Source organism: Metabacillus rhizolycopersici (genome assembly GCF_020075705.1).
Genome location: NZ_JAIQUM010000080.1, coordinates 1 through 20,217, shown reverse-complemented (window position 1 = coordinate 20,217; position 20,217 = coordinate 1). Strand labels below are relative to the sequence as shown.

21 protein-coding genes and 1 rRNA gene are annotated in these 20,217 nt (G+C 37.8%); 18 read left to right on the top strand and 4 right to left on the bottom strand.

Translation table 11 applies throughout. From position 1 onward, the window contains the following. The first annotated feature begins 978 nt into the window (after nt 1-978). The 8 genes from K9V48_RS23055 (at nt 979) to K9V48_RS23020 (ending at nt 7,127) form a co-directional block, all read left to right on the top strand. A complete protein-coding gene (locus K9V48_RS23055; RefSeq protein ID WP_224141463.1) occupies nt 979-1,281 on the top strand; it encodes an urease subunit gamma in 303 nt (100 codons plus the stop codon). A 23-nt stretch (nt 1,282-1,304) separates the two neighbouring features. Then, a complete protein-coding gene (ureB, locus tag K9V48_RS23050) occupies nt 1,305-1,625 on the top strand; it encodes an urease subunit beta (RefSeq protein ID WP_224141462.1) in 321 nt (106 codons plus the stop codon). Next, nucleotides 1,625-3,337 (top strand): urease subunit alpha, encoded by a 1,713-nt coding sequence (ureC, locus tag K9V48_RS23045; RefSeq protein ID WP_224141461.1) that lies wholly within the window; start codon nt 1,625-1,627, stop codon nt 3,335-3,337. Before ureB ends, ureC begins: the two co-directional genes overlap by 1 nt. Nucleotides 3,338-3,347: 10 nt before the next feature. After that, the gene (gene ureE, locus K9V48_RS23040; RefSeq protein WP_224141460.1) at nt 3,348-3,803 is read left to right on the top strand and encodes an urease accessory protein UreE; all 456 of its coding nucleotides are present in this window, start codon (nt 3,348-3,350) and stop codon (nt 3,801-3,803) included. Continuing rightward, the gene (locus K9V48_RS23035; protein WP_224141459.1) at nt 3,796-4,482 is read left to right on the top strand and encodes an urease accessory protein UreF; all 687 of its coding nucleotides are present in this window, start codon (nt 3,796-3,798) and stop codon (nt 4,480-4,482) included. Before ureE ends, K9V48_RS23035 begins: the two co-directional genes overlap by 8 nt. Before the next feature lie 23 nt (nt 4,483-4,505). Then, complete coding sequence (ureG, locus tag K9V48_RS23030; RefSeq protein WP_224141458.1) at nt 4,506-5,117, top strand: urease accessory protein UreG; 612 nt, start codon at nt 4,506-4,508, stop codon at nt 5,115-5,117. Nucleotide 5,118: 1 nt separating this feature from the next. Further along, the gene (locus K9V48_RS23025; protein ID WP_224141457.1) at nt 5,119-5,943 is read left to right on the top strand and encodes an urease accessory protein UreD; all 825 of its coding nucleotides are present in this window, start codon (nt 5,119-5,121) and stop codon (nt 5,941-5,943) included. 599 nt (nt 5,944-6,542) lie between these two features. Then, nucleotides 6,543-7,127, top strand: coding sequence for a PadR family transcriptional regulator (locus K9V48_RS23020; protein WP_224141456.1), 585 nt, complete (start codon nt 6,543-6,545; stop codon nt 7,125-7,127). 342 nt (nt 7,128-7,469) lie between these two features. Here the strand turns inward: K9V48_RS23020 and K9V48_RS23015 are convergent, their stop codons facing one another. Then, the gene (locus K9V48_RS23015; RefSeq protein ID WP_224141455.1) at nt 7,470-8,312 is read right to left on the bottom strand and encodes an aldo/keto reductase; all 843 of its coding nucleotides are present in this window, start codon (nt 8,310-8,312) and stop codon (nt 7,470-7,472) included. 267 nt (nt 8,313-8,579) lie between these two features. Between K9V48_RS23015 and K9V48_RS23010 the strand changes: the two genes are divergently transcribed. After that, nucleotides 8,580-8,990, top strand: a complete 411-nt coding sequence (locus tag K9V48_RS23010) for a VOC family protein (protein ID WP_224141454.1) — start codon at nt 8,580-8,582, stop codon at nt 8,988-8,990. 83 nt (nt 8,991-9,073) lie between these two features. Here K9V48_RS23010 and K9V48_RS23005 read toward each other — a convergent pair whose 3' ends face one another. From K9V48_RS23005 to K9V48_RS22995, 3 genes are all read right to left on the bottom strand, one after another. After that, the gene (locus K9V48_RS23005) at nt 9,074-9,232 is read right to left on the bottom strand and encodes a type II toxin-antitoxin system antitoxin (protein WP_224141453.1); all 159 of its coding nucleotides are present in this window, start codon (nt 9,230-9,232) and stop codon (nt 9,074-9,076) included. Between the two features lie 12 nt (nt 9,233-9,244). After that, nucleotides 9,245-10,087, bottom strand: a complete 843-nt coding sequence (locus K9V48_RS23000; RefSeq protein ID WP_224141452.1) for an SPFH domain-containing protein — start codon at nt 10,085-10,087, stop codon at nt 9,245-9,247. A gap of 685 nt (nt 10,088-10,772) precedes the next feature. After that, nucleotides 10,773-11,465, bottom strand: a complete 693-nt coding sequence (locus tag K9V48_RS22995; RefSeq protein WP_224141451.1) for a universal stress protein — start codon at nt 11,463-11,465, stop codon at nt 10,773-10,775. Nucleotides 11,466-11,814: 349 nt separating this feature from the next. Here K9V48_RS22995 and K9V48_RS22990 point away from each other — a divergent pair, with 349 nt between their 5' ends. The 9 genes from K9V48_RS22990 to K9V48_RS22950 all read left to right on the top strand — a co-directional run. Further along, entirely contained in the window at nt 11,815-14,226 is a 2,412-nt protein-coding gene (locus K9V48_RS22990; RefSeq protein WP_224141450.1) for a Na+/H+ antiporter subunit A, read from the top strand. Then, entirely contained in the window at nt 14,216-14,638 is a 423-nt protein-coding gene (locus tag K9V48_RS22985; RefSeq protein WP_224141449.1) for a Na(+)/H(+) antiporter subunit B, read from the top strand. Before K9V48_RS22990 ends, K9V48_RS22985 begins: the two co-directional genes overlap by 11 nt. 2 nt (nt 14,639-14,640) lie before the next feature. Continuing rightward, a complete protein-coding gene (locus K9V48_RS22980; protein ID WP_111618449.1) occupies nt 14,641-14,979 on the top strand; it encodes a Na(+)/H(+) antiporter subunit C in 339 nt (112 codons plus the stop codon). Next, entirely contained in the window at nt 14,972-16,462 is a 1,491-nt protein-coding gene (locus K9V48_RS22975) for a Na+/H+ antiporter subunit D (RefSeq protein WP_224141448.1), read from the top strand. Before K9V48_RS22980 ends, K9V48_RS22975 begins: the two co-directional genes overlap by 8 nt. Before the next feature lie 40 nt (nt 16,463-16,502). Continuing rightward, nucleotides 16,503-16,979, top strand: coding sequence for a Na+/H+ antiporter subunit E (locus tag K9V48_RS22970; RefSeq protein WP_224141447.1), 477 nt, complete (start codon nt 16,503-16,505; stop codon nt 16,977-16,979). Then, nucleotides 16,979-17,260, top strand: a complete 282-nt coding sequence (locus K9V48_RS22965; RefSeq protein ID WP_224141446.1) for a Na(+)/H(+) antiporter subunit F1 — start codon at nt 16,979-16,981, stop codon at nt 17,258-17,260. The genes K9V48_RS22970 and K9V48_RS22965 overlap by 1 nt, the downstream gene beginning before the upstream one ends. Beyond that, nucleotides 17,241-17,594 (top strand): monovalent cation/H(+) antiporter subunit G, encoded by a 354-nt coding sequence (mnhG, locus tag K9V48_RS22960; protein ID WP_224141445.1) that lies wholly within the window; start codon nt 17,241-17,243, stop codon nt 17,592-17,594. Before K9V48_RS22965 ends, mnhG begins: the two co-directional genes overlap by 20 nt. A gap of 310 nt (nt 17,595-17,904) precedes the next feature. Beyond that, a complete protein-coding gene (gene glpK, locus K9V48_RS22955) occupies nt 17,905-19,410 on the top strand; it encodes a glycerol kinase GlpK (RefSeq protein ID WP_224141464.1) in 1,506 nt (501 codons plus the stop codon). A gap of 733 nt (nt 19,411-20,143) precedes the next feature. Beyond that, nucleotides 20,144-20,217: ribosomal RNA gene (locus K9V48_RS22950) — 16S ribosomal RNA — on the top strand; the annotation flags it as partial.

The following is a 20,217-nucleotide window of genomic DNA, read 5'->3' as shown; positions in this document are numbered from 1 at the left end:
AATCCGTCCTCACCTCGACAAAGATAAAAAGGCTTTTTGCACTTGCATCACCGAGACTTTCCTCATCTCTACTTAAATGCAAGCGACAGAGCAACGGTCTGGTGCGTCAACCGAAGGTGTCATGACCGATCTATCGTAGCTAGGATTTTTCCTAACTGAGTCTGGTGAACTCACCCTTGAAGGGACGAAGCTAAAACCATGCAACTTCTTTTCAGAAGCTACGATGCCTTTAGGCTCGTGGTAGTTCACTATATAAAGTGTCTAGAAAATACAGATTGCAATAAATCCCCAACTGTTGGTCTTTCATTTGTGGGAAAAACCACGGTTAATTAAGTGAATTTTCTGAGTATAGTCTTTGACTTCGGGTGCATCTCTAGTGCGAAATGTTTCTAATTTAAATTGTGGGGTCACATCTCTCAAGGTAAGGGTAGACAGCAATCCAGTAATAGTATTTTCAATCAAGATAACTTGAGAGATCCCATTAAGAGAAACCGACATGAAAGAAAAAAGCGGTCCCATGTGTAATGAATGTCGGCTGCTGATCGGATTCCTTTAAAAGGATAAAATACGAATAGCTTTGACTTGGCACTCCTTTTGATCAAAAATTAATATATATAAATCTTGATATATATATATACTATGATATATTAGGATTTTAAGAGAATCAATCGCGATTATTTAGTAATAACTAATACTTCGTCAAAAAACGATATTATATGCTTTTTATAAAACGAACATTATTTAATTAAAAAAATAATAATGTTCGTTTTAATCGTATATTTTAGGTTGGAAGCTACTATTAAAGTCCTTTTGCAGAAAAGACTTTGATAGCCTACTACCTGTTATGTTGTAGATGAAATGAGATGTTATTGATAACTGATTGTTTTCTTGAAAAAACTAGCTCCCTTTTTGGTGCTTTCTGTATGAAGGGGGCCTTTTCGTTTAAGTAGTCAGTACGAAAAATAAGGAGGCTTTACCATGCATTTATTACCGCGTGAGATAGACAAACTCATGATCGTAGTTGCTGCCGATCTCGCAAAACGAAGAAAAGATAGAGGGTTGAAATTAAACCATCCGGAATCAGTTGCACTTATTACATACGAAGTATTAGAAGGTGCACGAGATGGAAAGACGGTTGCAGAATTGATGGAATACGGTGCAACGATTTTGACACGTGAAGATGTAATGGAAGGTATTCCAGAAATGATTCACGATATTCAGGTAGAAGCTACCTTTCCTGATGGTACAAAACTGGTAACAGTTCATAATCCAATTAGATAAGAAGCCATAGGAGGCAGATTTAAATGGAACCGGGACAATATATTTTAAAAGATGAAGATATTATTATAAATGAAGGAAAAACCATATATAAAGTTACAGTCATTAATGTAGGGGATCGCCCTGTTCAAGTGGGCTCGCATTTTCATTTTTATGAAGTGAATGAAGCCCTACAATTTAATAGAGAAGAAGCATTTGGAAAACGATTAAATATTCCTGCAGGTGCTGCTGTTCGTTTCGAACCTGGTGATGTGAAGGAAGTAGAGCTTCTTTGTTTTGCTGGAGAACAACGTGTTTACGGATTTAACAATAAAGTAGACGGATCGGTAAAAGGGGGGTGCAAGTAATGAGTTTCAAAATGTCGAGACAGCAATATGCCCAAATGTACGGTCCAACAACAGGAGACTCCGTACGCTTAGCGGATACAGATTTAATGATCCAAATTGAAAAGGATTATACAACGTATGGTGAAGAAGTCGTATTTGGTGGTGGAAAGGTTATTCGTGATGGTATGGGACAACATCCTCTGGCAACTCGAGCAGATGGAGTTCCGGACATCGTTATTACAAATGCTGTAATCCTAGACTATACAGGGATTGTTAAAGCGGATATTGCGATCCGTGACGGGAAAATTTCTGGAATCGGTAAAGCTGGTAACCCTTTAGTAATGGATAATGTTGATATTGTAATAGGGGCTTCTACGGAAATTATCGCTGGAGAAGGATTGATTGTTACAGCTGGTGCAATTGATACCCATGTTCACTTTATCAATCCAGCTCAAATTGAAACCGCATTAACTGCTGGTACGACGACATTAATCGGTGGAGGGACGGGGCCAGCTGCTGGATCAAAAGCAACAACGGTTACTCCTGGTGAATGGAATATCCATAGAATGCTCTTAGCAGCGGAAGGAATGCCAATTAATGTAGGCTTCACAGGAAAGGGACAAGCTGCTGACGAAGAGCCGCTAGCAGAGCAAGTACGTGCAGGCGTAATTGGCTTAAAAGTCCATGAAGACTGGGGAGCTACAGCTTCAGCACTTGACTTTGCTTTACGAGTAGCTGATAAATATGATGTTCAAGTAGCTGTTCATGCAGACACCCTAAATGAAGGTGGATTTATGGAAAATACGATCGATGCGATTAAAGACCGTGTGATTCATATGTACCATACAGAGGGTGCTGGTGGAGGACATGCTCCTGATTTAATCAAATCAGCTAGCTTTATGAATGTTCTTCCATCCTCTACTAACCCTACTTTACCATTTACAGTAAATACGATTGATGAACATTTAGATATGTTAATGGTGTGTCACCATTTAAGCCCATCAATTCCTGAGGATATAGCTTTTGCTGATTCACGGATTAGACGTGAAACCATCGCTGCAGAAGATATTTTGCATGATATGGGTGTATTTAGTATGGTTAGCTCAGATTCTCAAGCGATGGGACGAGTTGGTGAGGTTGTTTTACGTACATGGCAAACAGCAGATAAGATGAAAAAACAACGCGGTGCATTAGAAGGAGATAGTGAGTTTTCTGATAATAACCGTGCAAAACGTTATGTTGCAAAATATACGATCAATCCTGCCATTACACACGGAATTTCTGAATATGTTGGTTCAATTGAGGTAGGGAAAATTGCTGACCTCGTTCTTTGGTCACCAGCATTCTTCGGAGTGAAGCCTGAAATGGTTCTTAAAAATGGATTTGCGGTGGAAAGCTTAATGGGAGATGCCAATGCGTCAATTCCAACACCACAGCCGATGATTTATCGTCCGATGTATGCACAAGTTGGAAAAGCATTGTCTAAAAGTTCGATTACGTTTATTTCTCAAGCGGCTTATGATGATAAAGTACACGAGAAACTTGGATTAGAAAAAATGGTTCTTCCAGCGCGTGGCATCCGTAATTTAACGAAAAAGGATATGAAGCTTAATTCTGAAACTCCAGAAATTACGGTTGATCCGCAAACATATGAAGTAAAAGTAAACGGAGAATTAATTACGTGTGAACCGGTTGACACAGTACCGATGGGACAACGATATTTCCTATTTTGAGGTGAAAGTATTGATAGTTGAACAAATTGTAACGAATATTGAAAAAATGGATAAAGAAGAAATTGAAAAACGTCATATTGAGAAGGTCTATCTTGAAAGTGCACTTTTAGTGAAACGAATTCAGCGTGTGACAACAGATCACGGCAATGAAATCGGCATTCGTCTAAAAGCCCCACGTGACCTAGTAGCTGGCGATGTTTTATTTATGGATGATAAAAATATGATTGTCATCGATGTGAAAACAGATGATTTATTAGTGATTAGCCCCCGTAGCTTGAATGAAATGGGGACGATTGCTCATCAACTAGGGAATCGTCATCTTCCGGCCCAATTTGAAGAAAACGACATGCTTGTACAATATGATTATCTTGTTGAAGAATTGTTACAAGAACTTCATATTCCATACACACGCGAAGATAGGAAAGTAAAGCAAGCGTTTCGTCATATTGGACATAGTCATGGATAAAAACATTCTTTCTTTATTTCAACTATGCGATTCAAATTTTCCAACAGGTGCTTTTAGTCATTCATATGGTCTTGAGAGTTATATTCAAGCAGATCAAGTTCATGACAAACAAACATTTTCCAGGTGGCTTTATGTTTATTTGAATGAACAGCTCATCTATTCAGATGGGCTTGCTTCACGTCTTATTTATGAAGCTTTAGAGGTTGGAAACTTAGAAAAGGTGTGGAATTTAGATCGAATGCTGACAGTACAAAACCTACCGCGTGAAACGAGAGAAGGTACGCAAAGAATGGGCGATCGCATGTTAAATCTTGTGGAATCTTTATATGAGGTGCCTATACTCTCTTTGTATAGAGAACGTATTAAGAATAAGCAATCATTTGGCCATCCAGCAATCGTCTTCACAATGATAGGACATCATCTTGGTATTCCACCAACAACAACTACTTTATTTTATTTATATTCTGCTGTTTCGAGTCTTATTCAGAACGCAGTAAGAGCGATTCCTTTAGGACAAACAGCGGGTCAGAAAATTACTCAAGATTTTCAAGATGAGTTAATAAAGGCAACAGAAAAAATTCAGAGTTTGGATGAAGAAGACTTTGGAATTATTTCACCAGGTTTAGAGTTGGCTCAAATGCAGCATGAACGTGTAAATATTCGTATTTTCATGTCATAAAATAGAAAGGGAAGTGTGAATTTATGGAAGCAATTAAAATTGGTGTAGGCGGACCTGTAGGCGCAGGAAAAACAATGTTAGTTGAAAAATTAACAAGACATTTAAAAGATGAAATCAGCATGGCGGTTGTAACGAATGATATTTATACAAAAGAAGATGCTAAATTCTTAATGCAAAACGGCGTACTGCCTGAAGATCGAATCATTGGTGTAGAAACTGGCGGATGCCCTCACACAGCAATTCGTGAAGATGCATCAATGAACTTTGCGGCAATTGATGAATTAAAAGAGAAGCACCCTGATGTTGAACTTATTTTTGTGGAAAGCGGTGGCGACAATCTTGCCGCTACATTTAGCCCTGAGTTAGTAGATTTCTCCATCTATATTATTGATGTTGCCCAAGGGGAAAAGATTCCACGTAAAGGTGGGCAAGGGATGATTAAATCTGATTTGTTTATTATTAATAAAACAGATTTAGCACCTTTCGTTGGAGCAAGACTCGATGTAATGGAGTCCGACACGAAGGTTTTCCGTGGGGATAGACCATTTGTTTTTACTAACTTAAAAGATGATTCAGGTCTTGATCAAGTGATCGACTGGATTAAAAAGAATGCATTTCTAAAAGGTCTGGAGTAGGATGGAGGATTGGACGGGAATCTTGCGATTAAACGTTGAGAATCGCATAGGAAAAACGGTCGCAAAGAATGTGTATTTCCAAGGTGCATTAAAGGTGATGCGTCCGATTTATCATGACAATTCTGGACAAGCCTGTTATTATCTATTAAATCCAGGTGGAGGTTATTTAGACGGGGATCGCTATCAAATGCAGATTTCATTAGAGAAACAAGCCCGACTAACTTTAACAACACAATCGGCAACAAAGATTTACAAAACACCAAATCAACCTGCCTATCAAGAAACAGAAATTACCCTTAAAGAGGGAAGTTATCTTGAGTTTATTCCTGATCCGCTTATCGGCTATCAAGATGCGCGATATAAACAAAAAAATGTGATACGTATGGAGAAGGGTTCCACACTGCTTTACTCAGACATCATTACCCCGGGGTGGTCTCCGACTGGCGAACGATTTAGCTATGATATGCTTCAATTAATAAATGAGATTTATCTGGAAAATGAACTAGCTGTCTATGACAATATAAAATTAAATCCAGCTTCCCAAAATATGGACGCTCTTGGATTCATGGAAGGCTATTCACATTTGGGCTCCATGATTGTAGTTGGTGAAAAAACGACTGATGACCTTCTTGACAGGATAGATCGGGCCATTCACAAGAATCCAAATGAATTTAAAATGGGACTATCATTACTACCAGTCCCAGGCTTTACAGTGCGAGTTTTAGCGAATACTACTCAAACAGTTGAAAAAATATTTACAGAATGCCACAATATAATTAGTCAAGAATGGTTTAACAAAGCACCAAGCTTTTTAAGGAAATATTAAGCAGCATAACCCAGCAATCAACATGGTTGCTGGGTTTTTAAACAGAAGAGGAAAGTGAAGGAAAATTGATATAGAGGTTACATTAATTTCAGTTTTACCTCTAAGTTTTATTTACGCTATTTGCTTTTAGGGTAATGTTTATTTATCTAAAAATTCATATTTTAGGTAAATGGTCAATGTCATTGGTGTTTTTAGTAGAAATTATGATAGTATATTTAGGAATTGCAAGTATGTTAACGATTAGAAAAAAATAGAGGACATTCCCATCAACCGAATTATGGGCAATCTTATTCTTATGGTTTGATAAAAAAGCATTCTATTTTAATCTTTGGTTTAGGGGTAATTATAGGTATGTTACAATTAACAACAATTATTGGGATACCTTTCATGCTAAGAAAAAAGAGGACTACATTGAGTCAATCACTCATATTTGCAACAGGTACAAATTTGCCCTTTATTTTGAATGTATTATATTTATAATTTAGAGATTCATTAAGGGTTATTTATCGTATAGATTTAGAATAGGGTAAATGCAACATTATTTTACGTGCTAGCTTAGAAGAATTCAGGTTGACCATTATATGGTGGAGGTGAATGCTATGAATACCCTTGGGTATGCGATACTCAGCGCTCTCGATAGAAAGCCTTGCTCAGGATATCAATTAGTGGATTATTTAGAGGTATTATGGCCAGCGAAACATAGTCAAATTTATCCTCTGCTAACTAAAATGGAACAGAAGGGGCTCTTAGTATATAAGTATGTTGAACAAATCGGAAGACCGGGTAAAAAGGTATTTTCAATCACAGACACGGGAAAGGAAACTTTGGATAAGTGGGTTGTAGAATCGCCGACTGATCCAATCATTCGAGATGAATTTTTGATTAAAATGTATTCTGTTTGGCTGACAGATGAAGATAATGCAAAAAAATTAGTTCAAGATCGAATTTCTATTTTAGAACAAAAAGTAACGTCGCGAGAAAAGAAGATTGTCAAAATGGAAAAAGAACAAGAGAGCAAAGGACTAGATAACGTGTCTAAGGATTTTGGGCGCTATATTCTTTATAGTAGAAGGAATTTACTAGACAAGGAAGAAATTTCTTGGTGTAATTGGGTTCTGAATTTAGTTAAGAAGAAAACTTCAGAAACTTTTGATAGACCATCATTTCATTTAAGTGAAAAGTGATAGTCTGAACAAATGGCCCATGTTAATTTATGGTAATAATTTACTAATTATCCATTAAAAGTGAAATTATTTAGTGTGGGTGATTTGTTCGTTCATTTAGCTATTCTGACAATCAGAGATGAAGAAAATCCTATTTAAAAATGAATATCCTCCTGCCTATTTCAGAGGATATTCATTATTGAATAGGACGTAATTGTTCCAGTAAAGGTGACTGATCAACCTGAAGCTACCTTCTAAATTTCAATGAGTAGAAATAAATAAAGCGAGTCTTTCGTCAGTGTAGGTTATCTTTATCTCCACTAACAGAAAGCTCGCTTTATCTGTTTTACAATCTGTCATTGTTTAGAACTCTTCGTAAATAGCAGGGTCTTGATTTTTTAATCTTCCATTTGGTAGCGTTAATTCTGCGATGGCGCTCATTTCTGTTTCATCTAGGGAGAAATCAAAAATTGATATATTTTCAAGTTGTCGTGCAGGTGATGCAGATTTTGGGATTGAAATTGCCCCAAGCTGATAATGCCAACGTAAAATAATTTGTGATACCGTTTTGTTATAATGGTCAGCAATCTTTTTAATTCGTTCGTTTTGTAAAACTTCACTTGCTCGAGCTAACGGACTCCATGATTGTGTTTTAATGTTATTCTCTTCATGCCATTTTCTTTGTTCTGCTTGGTTGAAAAAGGGGTGTAATTCGATTTGGTTTATGCTTGGCTTCACGCCTGTTTCCTTTACTAGACGCTCAATATGTTCAGGTAAGAAATTACAAACACCAATTGAACGAATAAGGCCCCATTTTTTTGCCTCAATTAATGCTTGCCAAGCTTCCACATAGTTATCTTGTTTCGGGTTAGGCCAATGAATAAGATATAAATCATAATAATCTAGGTTTGCGCGATACAAGGATTCTTGAATGGTCGTAACAGCTTTATCATACGTTTGATAGCGACCTGGCAATTTGGATGTAATTCTTAATTCTTCTCTTGGAATAGAACTGCGTCGGACAGCTTCGCCTACAGTCCCTTCATTTTCATAATTATAGGCAGTATCAATTAGTCGATATCCTACATCGATTGCACTCTGAATCGCATTGGCGCCTTCATTTCCATTAAGTTTATATGTACCAAACCCTATAGCTGGTAAAGTAAGACCATCATTAAGTGTGATCTCTGGAATTGAATTACTCATAACTAATCACTCCTTTCGGTTATATTTTAAGGCTACCATATATGTGGGAAAATTCTATAAATTTGCTTTCATCTAGATAACAGGGTGCAAAGGAAGTCGTGTTGCTGAGGATAGCTCTTGGGTGGTAAATAAATAGAACAATATTGTTTGACAAAGTTGGGAACCTAATTGATAATAAAATACATAGAAACGAATATATGTTCGATTTGTGTTTGATAATCAGAATTGTAATATGTATCTACATATGCAAAAAGGAGAGAGGTTTAAATGGATAATTCAAATCAAAAGATTCATACGTTTTTAATGTTCGAAGGCAAAGCTGAAGAGGCAATGAATTATTATACTTCTATCTTTGACCAATCAGAGATCATGACAATTACACGTTATGGAGAGAATGGACCTGGTGAAGAGGGAACTGTAGTACAAGCAACTTTCTCCATTAAAGGACAAGTGTTTATGTGCAGTGATAGTTATGTTAAGCATGAGTTTACATTTACTCCTTCCATATCATTGTTTGTAACATGTGACACAGAAGAAGAGATTAATCGCGCATTTGAGAAATTATCAGAAGACGGCAATGTGTATATGCCGTTACAAGCTTACCCATTTAGTGAAAAGTTTGGCTGGGTTGGCGATAAATTTGGCGTTACGTGGCAGTTGAATCTTGCGAAAAGCTAAGTGGCTTTGCCAAACAAGTTACATGAAATAAAAACGGAGTGAGATTCTAAATGTCTCGCTCCGTTTTTTACATATGAGTAGTTTTATTTATCCTTTTTTAACCGGCCATCCTTTTTCGCTGCTTCACGAAGGAGAAATTCAATGTGACTATTCACGCTTCGAAAATCATCTGCAGCCCATTTTTGGATTATTTCATATAATTCAGGGTCCATCCGTAAAGGGAAACTTTTTTTCTTAGACATTGTTACCACTCATTAATATAACGTACCTGCATTGATGACAGGTTGGGCAGGCTTTTCGGCTACAATTGCGACAAGTAGATTATTGACCATTTGAACTTTGCGTTCATCATCCAAATCAATTGTCTTATCTTGTTCTAATTGTTTAATCGCCATTTGCGCCATTCCGACAGCACCTTCTACTATCTTTTGGCGGGCTGAGATAATGGCTGATGCCTGTTGGCGCTGAAGCATGGCTTGTGCGATTTCAGTGGAATATGCTAGGTGTGTAAGTCTTGCTTCAACAACCTTGACCCCAGCTACGTCTAATCGTGCCTGTAGCTCTGTTGCTAATTCATTTGAAACCTCTTCAGCATTCCCTCTCAACGTTAATTCGACATTTTCAAATGTGTCATAAGGGTATTTTGTTGCGACATGGCGAATGGCCGTTTCACTTTGGATTTCAACAAACTCCTCATAATGGTCTACATCAAAAACAGCTTTAGCTGAATCGACCACTTTAAAGACAATTACAGCAGCAATTTCAATTGGATTTCCATCAACATCATTTACTTTTAGACGTTTACTGTTAAAGTTGCGAACTCGTAAGGATACGCTCCGTCTAATCGTAAGCGGCACGGTCAAAAATAGACCACTAGTGCGAATAGAACCTAAATAACTTCCAAAAAAGGTTACGACGATTGCTTGATTAGGTTGAACGATGGTAATGCCACTAGCTAAAAGAGCGGCGATAATAATTAGTAAAATGGCCATTCCGATTGATTGGTTAATAAACGTAAAGACACTCAAGCCAATTAAAATAACAATAGCCAAAATACCAATAAAACCATTTACCTGAAAAACCTTATTTTCCTTCATTTTACTTGGAGAGGCTGAAGTATTGGAAATCCGTTATTTTCGGGTGTAATAACAGCGCTTCGTACCTTTAAAATTGAATAAATTAAACGAATTTTATGATGAATTGTTTCTTTGGAAAAAGATAATTTCACATGTACTTTGCGAAGGTTTATCAGTTGTGATGTTACATAAATTGTGTTAATGTACTAATTAAGTAACATTGACTTTGTAGAAAATGATACTGCGGTGTTTGTCAATCCAATCATAGACCTAGAGAAGATGAGTGGAAATAAGAACAATTTAAAGACATTAGTTTCTTTTTGTATTTGGAGTTGTTAGAGTTCATCCCGCATTAACGGGCAGTAATACCCCCACCTCTAAGCTTGAATGAATCACAAAGAAGCAAAGGTGGGGGATAACTGCCCGTAAAAGCCCGATAAGTCTCGCTATCCATCAGTGGGGATAAGGAAAACCCCCACTGATGGAAGTCTCGCTTTATCGGATTTTTATACGGACTAAATTTGGTGAGAAAAAGGCATATTATAATAGCGTGAAATATGTTTAAGTCATTTGATAGGGAAAAGCGGATAGGCATTAATAAAATGTGGACGTTTGTTTATCCTATATGATGATGGAGTGCAGGTCACAGAATAGCAAAAAATCCTCCACTTAAAGTGTGAAGGATTTAGAACGTACAAACGTATTGTTATTGCTGATCGTTGTCAGCTTCGATTTGTGTGGTAATGCTAACGTTTGTAAAGTCTTTCACGCAGTCTTCTGTCACGTTAACTTGAATTGTTTCTTTGTTTTTCATAAATTTAAATACACCATTATTAAAGTCAGTTCCATGTTCTTTAAAGAAAATACCCTCATACTCAACGTCTTTTGTATGTTTGAAGCTTAAAAGGTAGTGATCTTCCTCTTTGATAAGATAGGCACGGACCCCTTTTTCGAACATACCCTCTTCATTTTTAAGGGCACGGGCAACTGATATGATGTGCAAATCGATAAATGGAATTTCACGTAACAATGAGTTGATAATTGATCCTTTTGCAATTTGCTCCCAGCGGCTTTGGGCTGTTTGGCCAAGGATAATTTGTGTTATTTGTTTTTGTCTTGCTACTTCAGCAACGACTTTGGAAATAGGTCGTTTTTCATTATCGAGAAGGATGAATTCTTCAGCGTTATGTTCTTCAGCTAATTGTTTCCACCTATTAATATAATCTGATTTTTCTGCGTCCATTTCATCAAAGGGTGCCGAGTCAATGGTCAGTATATAAAGTGGACAGTCAAGCATATTAGCAAGTTTACAACCACGTTGAATGAGGCGTTCGCCATTTGGTCCATAGTATACGCAGACGAGGATACTTTCGTCCATACGTCCCTTTACTTTTTTCATTTCCTATCACCTCGGTATTGATGGGCATCAACGAATTATTATTTGTTCCGATAAACTATGTATGACTATAGCTCATGGTTCATCTTTAGTCAATTGAATTGTATATTGCCATAATTCAAATCTGTTACTTTATTCATTGTTTAGGAAATTATAAAATTCTTGTACTGTGGATAAGCGCACGGCATCCAGCTCCAGCGCCTAGCCCCTCTTGGGTCTACAGCCACTTTTGAATAGAAGGCAAAGTACGCCTTCTATTCAAAAGCGTCTTATGCTATGCCTGAGGCTGATCAAGGCGCTTGCGCTTTTGTTCTTTAAATAAAAAATTCATTGAAATAAGGAGGGAGATTATTTGTCTTGGTTGCACTTTGTCATACTAATTCCGTTTGTTTTTGCCATCTTTGTTCCATTTTTCTATAAACATTTTACACCACGCATTCATACCGGTTGGTTTGTATTAGCGGTCCCACTTTTGGTATTTCTTTATTTATTAAGGTATATTCCTCATATCTCTAATGGAAAGACAATTCACCATTCTGTACCATGGTTACCATCTTTAGGGATTAATTATACTACTTATATTGATGGTTTAGGACTTATCTTTGGCTTGTTAATTACTGGGGTGGGTGCATTAGTCGTACTTTATTCGATTTATTACATGTCTAAGCATCGTGAAGCACTCCATAACTTCTATGTTTATTTGCTTTTATTTATGGGAGCGATGCTTGGAGTCGTTTTCTCGGATAATATCCTTGTCTTATATGTATTTTGGGAGTTAACGAGCATTTCCTCATTTTTATTAATTGCGTATTGGTATCAACGTGAAAGATCTCGTTATGGTGCGCAAAAATCAATGCTAATTACAATATTTGGTGGTCTAGCGATGCTTGCAGGGTTCATTATGCTCTCGATGATGGCTGATACGTACAGCATACGTGAAATGTTGAGTCATACGGAAGTTATTACTAGTCATTCTTTATTTATTCCTGCAATGATTCTTATTCTTCTCGGTGCTTTTACAAAATCCGCGCAATTTCCATTTAGTATTTGGTTACCTGATGCGATGGAAGCACCAACTCCAATCAGTGCCTATTTACATTCAGCAACAATGGTAAAAGCCGGTATTTATTTAGTCGCTCGCTTTACTCCTATTTTTGGCGTTAGTTTGGAATGGTTTTGGATCATTTCAGGAGTTGGAATCGTAACATTGATCTATGGTTCTGTGAATGCAGTGAAACAAACTGATTTAAAAGCATTGTTGGCCTATTCAACGATAAGTCAACTGGGTCTAATTATGAGTCTACTCGGTTTAGGTTCTGCTGCTGTGTATTTTGGGCATGGCGATGAAGCCACTATGTCGGCAACGGCTGTGTTAGCTGCGCTTTTCCATTTAATAAATCACTCTACTTTTAAAGGAAGCTTGTTTATGGTTGTTGGGATTATTGACCATGAAACAGGAACTCGTGACATTCGAAAATTAGGCGGATTAATGACCCTCATGCCTATCTCCTTCACGCTTACAATTATCGGAAGCTTTGCCATGGCGGGACTTCCACCGTTTAATGGTTTTTTAAGTAAAGAGATGTTTTTTACAAGTGTTTTAAACGCCTCAACATTATCCTTTACTGGGATGGATAGCATTGGGATTATTATTCCAGTTGTGGCATGGATCGCAAGTGTATTGACCTTTATTTACTGTATGGTGCTTGTATTCAAGACGTTTACTGGTAAATATAAACCAGGAAGGTTGGATAAGGAACCGCACGAACCACAGATCGGTATGTTGATACCACCGATGATTTTAGCTCTTCTTGTTATTGTCATTTTCTTTATACCGAATGTTGTATCGAAGTATTTCTTACAACCTGCTTTAGTTGCTGTTCTGCCAGCCTTTTCTGAAACGGGTGGTATTGATGTAGTGATTAAGCCTTGGCATGGTTGGAATACAGAGTTATTTATGACAATTGGGGTGGCAGTCTTTGGTGCATTATTATACATCACCATGAAGAAATGGTCTTGGGTATATGGAAGTTATCCTCAAAGTTTAACGTTAAATAACATCTATAACGAAGGATTAGGTATGATGGAAAATTACTCGTTGAAAGTAACAAATCGTTACATGACAGGATTTATTCGTGATTACCTCGTCTATATTTTTTCATTTTTTATCATCATTCTCGGTGGTTCTTTGTGGCTGTTTAATGGGTTATCATTTGATTCGTCGAATGATGCTCCGATTAGTCTATATGAAGGGGGATTAATCGCAGGAATGGTCATAGCGGCCTTCGTCATTGTTTTAGCAAAGTCAAGGCTCACGGCCATGATTGCATTAGGAGCTTTAGGATTTCTTGTTTCAATGTTCTTCGTTGATTTTAGAGCGCCAGATTTAGCTTTAACTCAGTTAGTGGTTGAAACGGTGACAGTTGCGTTATTTTTGTTATGTTTTTATCATTTGCCTGAGCTGCGCAAGGAACGTAGTCGGGTTCCGTTCAAAGCGACAAATTTAATTGTCTCATTGGGAGTTGGCATAATCGTTACAATTATCGCTTTATCTGCAAACGGAAATCGACTCTTTGCACCGATTTCAAGTTTCTATGAACAGGCCTATGAACTTGCGGGGGCAAAAAATATCGTGAATGCCATCCTTGTTGATTTTCGTGGGTTCGATACGATGCTAGAGATTCTTGTTTTATGTATGGCTGGCCTAGGAGTATTCACGCTAATTAAGCTTCGAATAGCAGGGAGGGATAAGGATGAAGCCTAATGATGTCATTCTGCATTCTGTTGTAAAAATAGCTGTGATTATTATCCAAACATTTTCAATCTACCTCTTTTTTGCAGGTCATTATACACCGGGTGGAGGCTTTATAGGAGGACTTGGTATTGCTTCCAGCTTGGTATTGCTTTTCCTTGCATTTGATATTGAGACTGTTCTTAAGCATATTCCGGTAGATTTTAAAGTGGTCGCAGCAGTAGGAGTGTTAATAGCTGTTATGACTGGAGTCGGTTCATTTGTTTTTGATGCACCATTTTTAACGCAGTCATTTGGTTATTTCCATCTTCCTATTTTTGGGGACACTGCACTAGCAACAGCTGTCATATTTGATCTTGGGGTTGCATTAGCAGTTATAGGAACTGCTGTCACAATTATTCTAAGTATAAGTGAGGATGGATAAAGATGGAGACAATAATGTCTGTCCTTGTAGGATTGTTATTTACGATTGGAACATATTTGATTTTAACGAAAAGCTTGCTAAGGATTATTTTGGGGACATCTGTCATTAGTCATGGCGTCCATCTGCTCATCCTTACTATGGGAGGGTTAAAAAAGGGCGGACCTCCATTATTAGGTGAAAGGGGTAGTTCATATACAGATGCGATTCCTCAAGCGCTAATTTTGACAGCAATTGTTATCAATTTTGCAACAACTGCTCTTTTCTTAGTCTTAAGCTATCGTGCATATAAACAATTAGGGACTGATGATATGGATAAATTAAGGGGTATTGAAGATGAATAATGTGATTATACTGCCAATCATCATACCGTTAATTGCAGGGATCATTATGATTGTTTTTCGAAACAACATTCGATTTCATCGCTTGTTTAGTATCCTAGCAATTGTGGTAACAGGTATGATCTCAGGATTTCTTATCAATCAAATTAAGACAGAGGGTATACAAACGCTTCAACTAGGGGGATGGCAGGCACCTTTTGGCATTAGTCTAGTCGTTGATATGTTTGCTGGGTTACTTCTATTAACAACAAGCGTTGTGGCGTTTGCGTGTTTAGTTTATGCTTTTAATTCGATCGGAAAGGAAAGAGAAAGGTTTTATTTCTACCCGTTTTTTCTATTCTTAATTACTGGTGTCAACGGGTCATTTTTAACTGGCGATCTCTTTAACTTATTTGTCTTTTTTGAAGTGATGTTAGTGGCATCTTATGTTCTTATTTCATTAGGGGGAACGAAAGCGCAGCTTCGTGAATCGCTTAAATATATTTTAATCAATGTTCTTTCCTCCTTCCTATTTCTCGTTGCCGTAGCGTATTTGTATGCAATGACAGGTACCTTGAATTTAGCTCATCTGTCAGTACGTGTTGCTGAAGTGGGACAGGATGGGCTTATGACAACTGTTGCACTCTTATTTTTAATTGTTTTTGGACTGAAGGCTGGACTTTTTCTCTTCTTTTGGCTACCTGGATCGTATAGTGCGCCACCAACTGCGATCTCGGCTATATTTGCAGCGTTATTAACAAAGGTAGGGATTTATGCAATTTTTCGCATATTTACGCTCGTGTTTTATCATGAGCCACAAATTACTCATTTGTTAATCGGTATTATGGCAGCAATTACGATGGTGTTAGGTGCAATTGGAGCAGTCGCCCATTGGGATATTAAAAAGATTCTTGCTTATAATGTCATAATCGGTGTAGGGTTTATTATTTCCGGTTTGGCCGCCTTCACGTCAAGTGGAATTATGGGATCAATTTATTATCTTATGCATGATATCGTTATCAAAGCTCTTATATTCCTGTTAGGTGGAACAATCATTGCTCTAACTGGAACGAGTAAACTCAAGGAATTCAGTGGACTTATTCGCAACTACCCATATTTAGGATGGATGTTTTTCATTGCGGCGTTATCACTTTCTGGCATTCCACCTTTAAGTGGCTTTCTAGGCAAAGTCTATATTACGAAGGGAACCTTTGAAGCTGGTTACTTTTGGTTAGGGGCTATTGGGTTGTTTACAAGTTTAATGGTGCTGTATTCCATTATGAAAATCTTTATGAATAGCTTTTGGGGTGAAACAAGCCTTAGTGATGAGATGGAAAATAGAACAACGAAGGGATTGTTGTTCCCGATTGGATTTCTTACTGTTGCTACCATTGCTCTTGGGTTAGGGGCAGAGGGGATCCACGCATACGTTGAACTTGCAACTGAGGGTTTGTTGAATCCAATTCTTTATATTGAAGCGGTATTTGGAAGTGATTTCATACCATAAAGACATGTTCAGGTAATTATTATTGAAAGGGGTGGTTCAATTGCCCGGTCAGGTACTTCTCAATCTCTTTATTGCTTTTTTATGGATGTTTCTTCAGGATGAATTTAGCATAATGACTTTCACTGGCGGTTATTTAGTTGGTGTAGTTATCCTATTCGGATTACGACGTTTTTTTCCAAAATCATTTTATCTATTTAAATTTCTTGCTGTTATGAAATTATTTCTTTTATTCATTCAGGAGTTGATTTCATCTAGTATTCTTGTTGTTCGCCAAGTGTTGCGACCTAGGATTAATGTTACTCCTGGTATCATAACTGTGGAGACCGTGCTCGAAGGTGACAGGGAGGTTACTCTACTCGCATTGCTCCTTACCTTAACTCCAGGTTCTGTCGTCGTTGAAGTTTCTCCAAATGGCAAAGTGTTTTATATTCATGCTATGGATATACCTGTCTCAAGTGATAGTGTGATGAAATCGAAAGAAAAGTTTGAAAAGGCAATTATGGAGGTGACCCGTTAATGTTTGAAATCATAATGATGGGCTGTTTGTTTTTTTTAACACTCTCAATTATTGCAGCACTTTATCGCGTTATTAAGGGCCCGTCCATGCCTGACCGAGTCATGGCGTTAGATGCAATCGGTATAAATCTGATTGCAGGAGTTGCGATCCTTTCTATTCTGCTTAAAACCTATGCATATTTAGAAATCATACTATTGATAGGTTGCCTCTCATTTGTCGGAACAATTGCTTTTGCAAGATATATTGAAAGAGGTGTGGTCATTGAGCGTGAGCGTGATTAGTGAAAGTATTGCTGCTGTTTTTATCCTTTTAGGAACAGGTTTCAGCTTTCTCAGTGCGATCGGATTAATTCGTTTACCTGATGTGTATACCCGGTCACATGCTGCATCAAAGAGTGCCAGTCTTGGGGTTCTCTGTACATTGTTCGGAACCTTTCTCTATTTCTGGATAAGTGATGGTGTTATTAGCATTAGGCTGATACTTGGCATTTTCTTTGTGTTCCTTACAATTCCAGTAGGAGGGCATTTATTAAGTCGTGCTGCTTATCGATCGAATGTCGAGCTTGCAAAGGAAAGTGTTCAGGATGACTTGAAGAAGGTTTTAAAAGGTGACTAAGTATATACGATAGTCCTTAACATATTTTAGGCGTACTTTGGTTTGATTGAGGAAACAGAAGGATTCTTTCGTTTGTTTCGATTACAATCATACTAAAGGTACGCTTTTTGTTTAGAGTGTATTTTTAATAGAAGTAACATAAAATGAAAACGCTACCTTTTTATGTGGTCTTACGCATAATAAATAAGTATAGTATTAATAAAAATACATGATCTTATAATCGCGACATGAGGGCAATTAAATATAAATAGTGGGGAGAGGCAAAGAGCCGGGGAGAGATGTACGCACTAAATGAAGGGGATGATTTATGATGGAGAAAAAATATGTATTGGCATTAGATCAAGGGACGACTAGTTCTAGAGCGATACTATTTAATAAAAATGGTGAGATTGTCGATGTGGCACAAAAAGAATTCAGACAGATTTTCCCTAAGCCAGGCTGGGTTGAGCATAGTGCACAGGAGATTTGGAGTTCAATTTTGGCTGTTATTGCAGAAGTACTCACGAAAACAGATGTATCTCCAAAAGAAATTGCAGGTGTTGGGATTACGAACCAACGGGAAACGGCTGTCGTATGGGACAGAGAAACAGGTCGACCGGTCTACAATGCAATCGTTTGGCAATCAAGACAAACTGCAGACATATGTGAGGAGTTAAAAGAAAAGGGCCACAGTGATCTATTCCGAAAGAAAACAGGCTTATTAATAGATGCTTATTTTTCAGGAACAAAGGTAAAGTGGATACTTGATCATGTCGATGGCGCAAGAGAAAAGGCGAATAACGGGAAACTATTATTTGGAACAATTGATACGTGGTTAATTTGGAAACTATCTGGTGGAAAAAGGCATGTCACAGATTATACAAATGCTTCACGAACACTAATGTACAATATCTATGATTTAACGTGGGATGATGAGCTGTTACAAATTTTAGATATTCCGAGGTCGATGTTGCCAGAAGTACGATCTTCTTCTGAGGTATATGCTGAAACTGCTGATTATCACTTCTTTGGTGAAGCAGTCCCGATTGCAGGTGTAGCTGGTGATCAGCATGCAGCATTATTCGGTCAAGCATGCTTTGAAAAAGGTATGGCCAAAAATACATATGGTACAGGTTGTTTTATGTTAATGAATACAGGCGGAAAAGCGGTTCCTTCTGAAAATGGATTGTTAACGACGATTGCATGGGGAATAGATGGGAAAGTAGAGTATGCTTTAGAAGGAAGTATTTTTGTGGCGGGATCAGCGGTTCAATGGTTACGTGACGGGTTACGAATGATTGATGATGCATTTGCAAGTGAAGGATATGCCACAAAGGTTACGTCTTCTGACGGCGTCTATGTCGTACCAGCATTTGTTGGTTTAGGTACGCCGTATTGGGACAGTGATGCGCGGGGGGCTATTTTTGGCTTAACGCGTGGAACAACGAAAGAACATTTTATTCGAGCAACTCTTGAATCCCTTGCTTACCAAACAAAAGATGTACTAAGTGCAATGGAAGCAGATTCTGGAATAAAGCTAACGAAGTTACGTGTTGACGGTGGTGCAGTTAAAAATAATTTCTTAATGAAATTCCAAAGCGATATGTTACATGTAGTTGTTGAACGTCCTGTTGTAAATGAGACAACTGCTTTAGGAGCGGCATATTTAGCAGGTCTTGCTGTTGGGTTCTGGAAGGATCGTGAAGAAATTGCTAAACAGTGGAGAATTGACAAGTCCTTTGAACCGACGATGAATGAGCAGCAAAGACATGCACTCTATGAAGGTTGGAAAAAGGCTGTCGAAGCTACGATGGGGTTTAAACCAAATAAAGTATAGTGGTGAACGACCCCTCCTTACTTCTTCGAAGTTGAAGAAGGGGTTTCCTGCTTCACTGATCGTAGCCTAGTAGGATGCCTACTAGGTCTTACATGATCTCCACAGGCGTAAGTTCGGACACGACCTTGCCCTACAAAAATTAGCCGGTGGCTAGTTCTTTGGTGGCTTGAAGATATTAGGTTGTGACAGAGCATTCTTCCTGTCACAACCTAATATCTTCAGTTTTCAAAGAGCATGTTTGATTTTATTGTACCAGGATTTAGTAGAAAGAAAAGACTTTAGGCTTCGCCTAACCGACATTCATCCCCTCCCTACACATTCCTTGAGGAAGGGGACTTCTGTCAGGATTCGTTAAAAATTCTATTTCGAAATATATTTTAATTATTCCAAGAAGGGGGAGAGAAAGGTTTTCCATGTTTGGGGTTGAGTAGGGTTTAATGAATGAAGATGCAAAGCTGCAAGTTAATTTGATTTATTTATTGACATGGAACTGAATCTGTTATATCATAAAGTTCTTGTCGAATTGATAGGGTGATGTTCTGAAACACATTTGAAATGTTTTTTAAAAAAGTGTTGACGGAACGTTGTGGAAGTGATATATTTATAAAGTCGCTTCTGAGAGACGGCGATACAATGATCTTTGAAAACTAAACAAAACCAAGCGTGCCAACGTTAATTTTGATTAACAAAAACGTACTATATAGTACAAAACTTATGAGCAAGTCAAACTACTTTATTGGAGAGTTTGATCCTGGCTCAGGACGAACGCTGGCGGCGTGCCTAATACATGCAAGTCGAGCGAATTGA

What these genes read in the sequence shown, in the direction of transcription:
- K9V48_RS23055 (WP_224141463.1), top strand. Translation starts at nt 979, where the DNA reads ATGCATTTATTACCGCGTGAGATAGACAAACTCATGATCGTAGTTGCT.
- ureB (WP_224141462.1), top strand. Translation starts at nt 1,305, where the DNA reads ATGGAACCGGGACAATATATTTTAAAAGATGAAGATATTATTATAAAT.
- ureC (WP_224141461.1), top strand. Translation starts at nt 1,625, where the DNA reads ATGAGTTTCAAAATGTCGAGACAGCAATATGCCCAAATGTACGGTCCA.
- K9V48_RS23035 (WP_224141459.1), top strand. Translation starts at nt 3,796, where the DNA reads ATGGATAAAAACATTCTTTCTTTATTTCAACTATGCGATTCAAATTTT.
- ureG (WP_224141458.1), top strand. Translation starts at nt 4,506, where the DNA reads ATGGAAGCAATTAAAATTGGTGTAGGCGGACCTGTAGGCGCAGGAAAA.
- K9V48_RS23025 (WP_224141457.1), top strand. Translation starts at nt 5,119, where the DNA reads ATGGAGGATTGGACGGGAATCTTGCGATTAAACGTTGAGAATCGCATA.
- K9V48_RS23020 (WP_224141456.1), top strand. Translation starts at nt 6,543, where the DNA reads ATGAATACCCTTGGGTATGCGATACTCAGCGCTCTCGATAGAAAGCCT.
- K9V48_RS23015 (WP_224141455.1), bottom strand. Translation starts at nt 8,312, where the DNA reads ATGAGTAATTCAATTCCAGAGATCACACTTAATGATGGTCTTACTTTA.
- K9V48_RS23010 (WP_224141454.1), top strand. Translation starts at nt 8,580, where the DNA reads ATGGATAATTCAAATCAAAAGATTCATACGTTTTTAATGTTCGAAGGC.
- K9V48_RS23005 (WP_224141453.1), bottom strand. Translation starts at nt 9,232, where the DNA reads ATGTCTAAGAAAAAAAGTTTCCCTTTACGGATGGACCCTGAATTATAT.
- K9V48_RS23000 (WP_224141452.1), bottom strand. Translation starts at nt 10,087, where the DNA reads ATGAAGGAAAATAAGGTTTTTCAGGTAAATGGTTTTATTGGTATTTTG.
- K9V48_RS22995 (WP_224141451.1), bottom strand. Translation starts at nt 11,465, where the DNA reads ATGAAAAAAGTAAAGGGACGTATGGACGAAAGTATCCTCGTCTGCGTA.
- K9V48_RS22985 (WP_224141449.1), top strand. Translation starts at nt 14,216, where the DNA reads ATGAAGCCTAATGATGTCATTCTGCATTCTGTTGTAAAAATAGCTGTG.
- K9V48_RS22980 (WP_111618449.1), top strand. Translation starts at nt 14,641, where the DNA reads ATGGAGACAATAATGTCTGTCCTTGTAGGATTGTTATTTACGATTGGA.
- K9V48_RS22975 (WP_224141448.1), top strand. Translation starts at nt 14,972, where the DNA reads ATGAATAATGTGATTATACTGCCAATCATCATACCGTTAATTGCAGGG.
- K9V48_RS22965 (WP_224141446.1), top strand. Translation starts at nt 16,979, where the DNA reads ATGTTTGAAATCATAATGATGGGCTGTTTGTTTTTTTTAACACTCTCA.
- glpK (WP_224141464.1), top strand. Translation starts at nt 17,905, where the DNA reads ATGGAGAAAAAATATGTATTGGCATTAGATCAAGGGACGACTAGTTCT.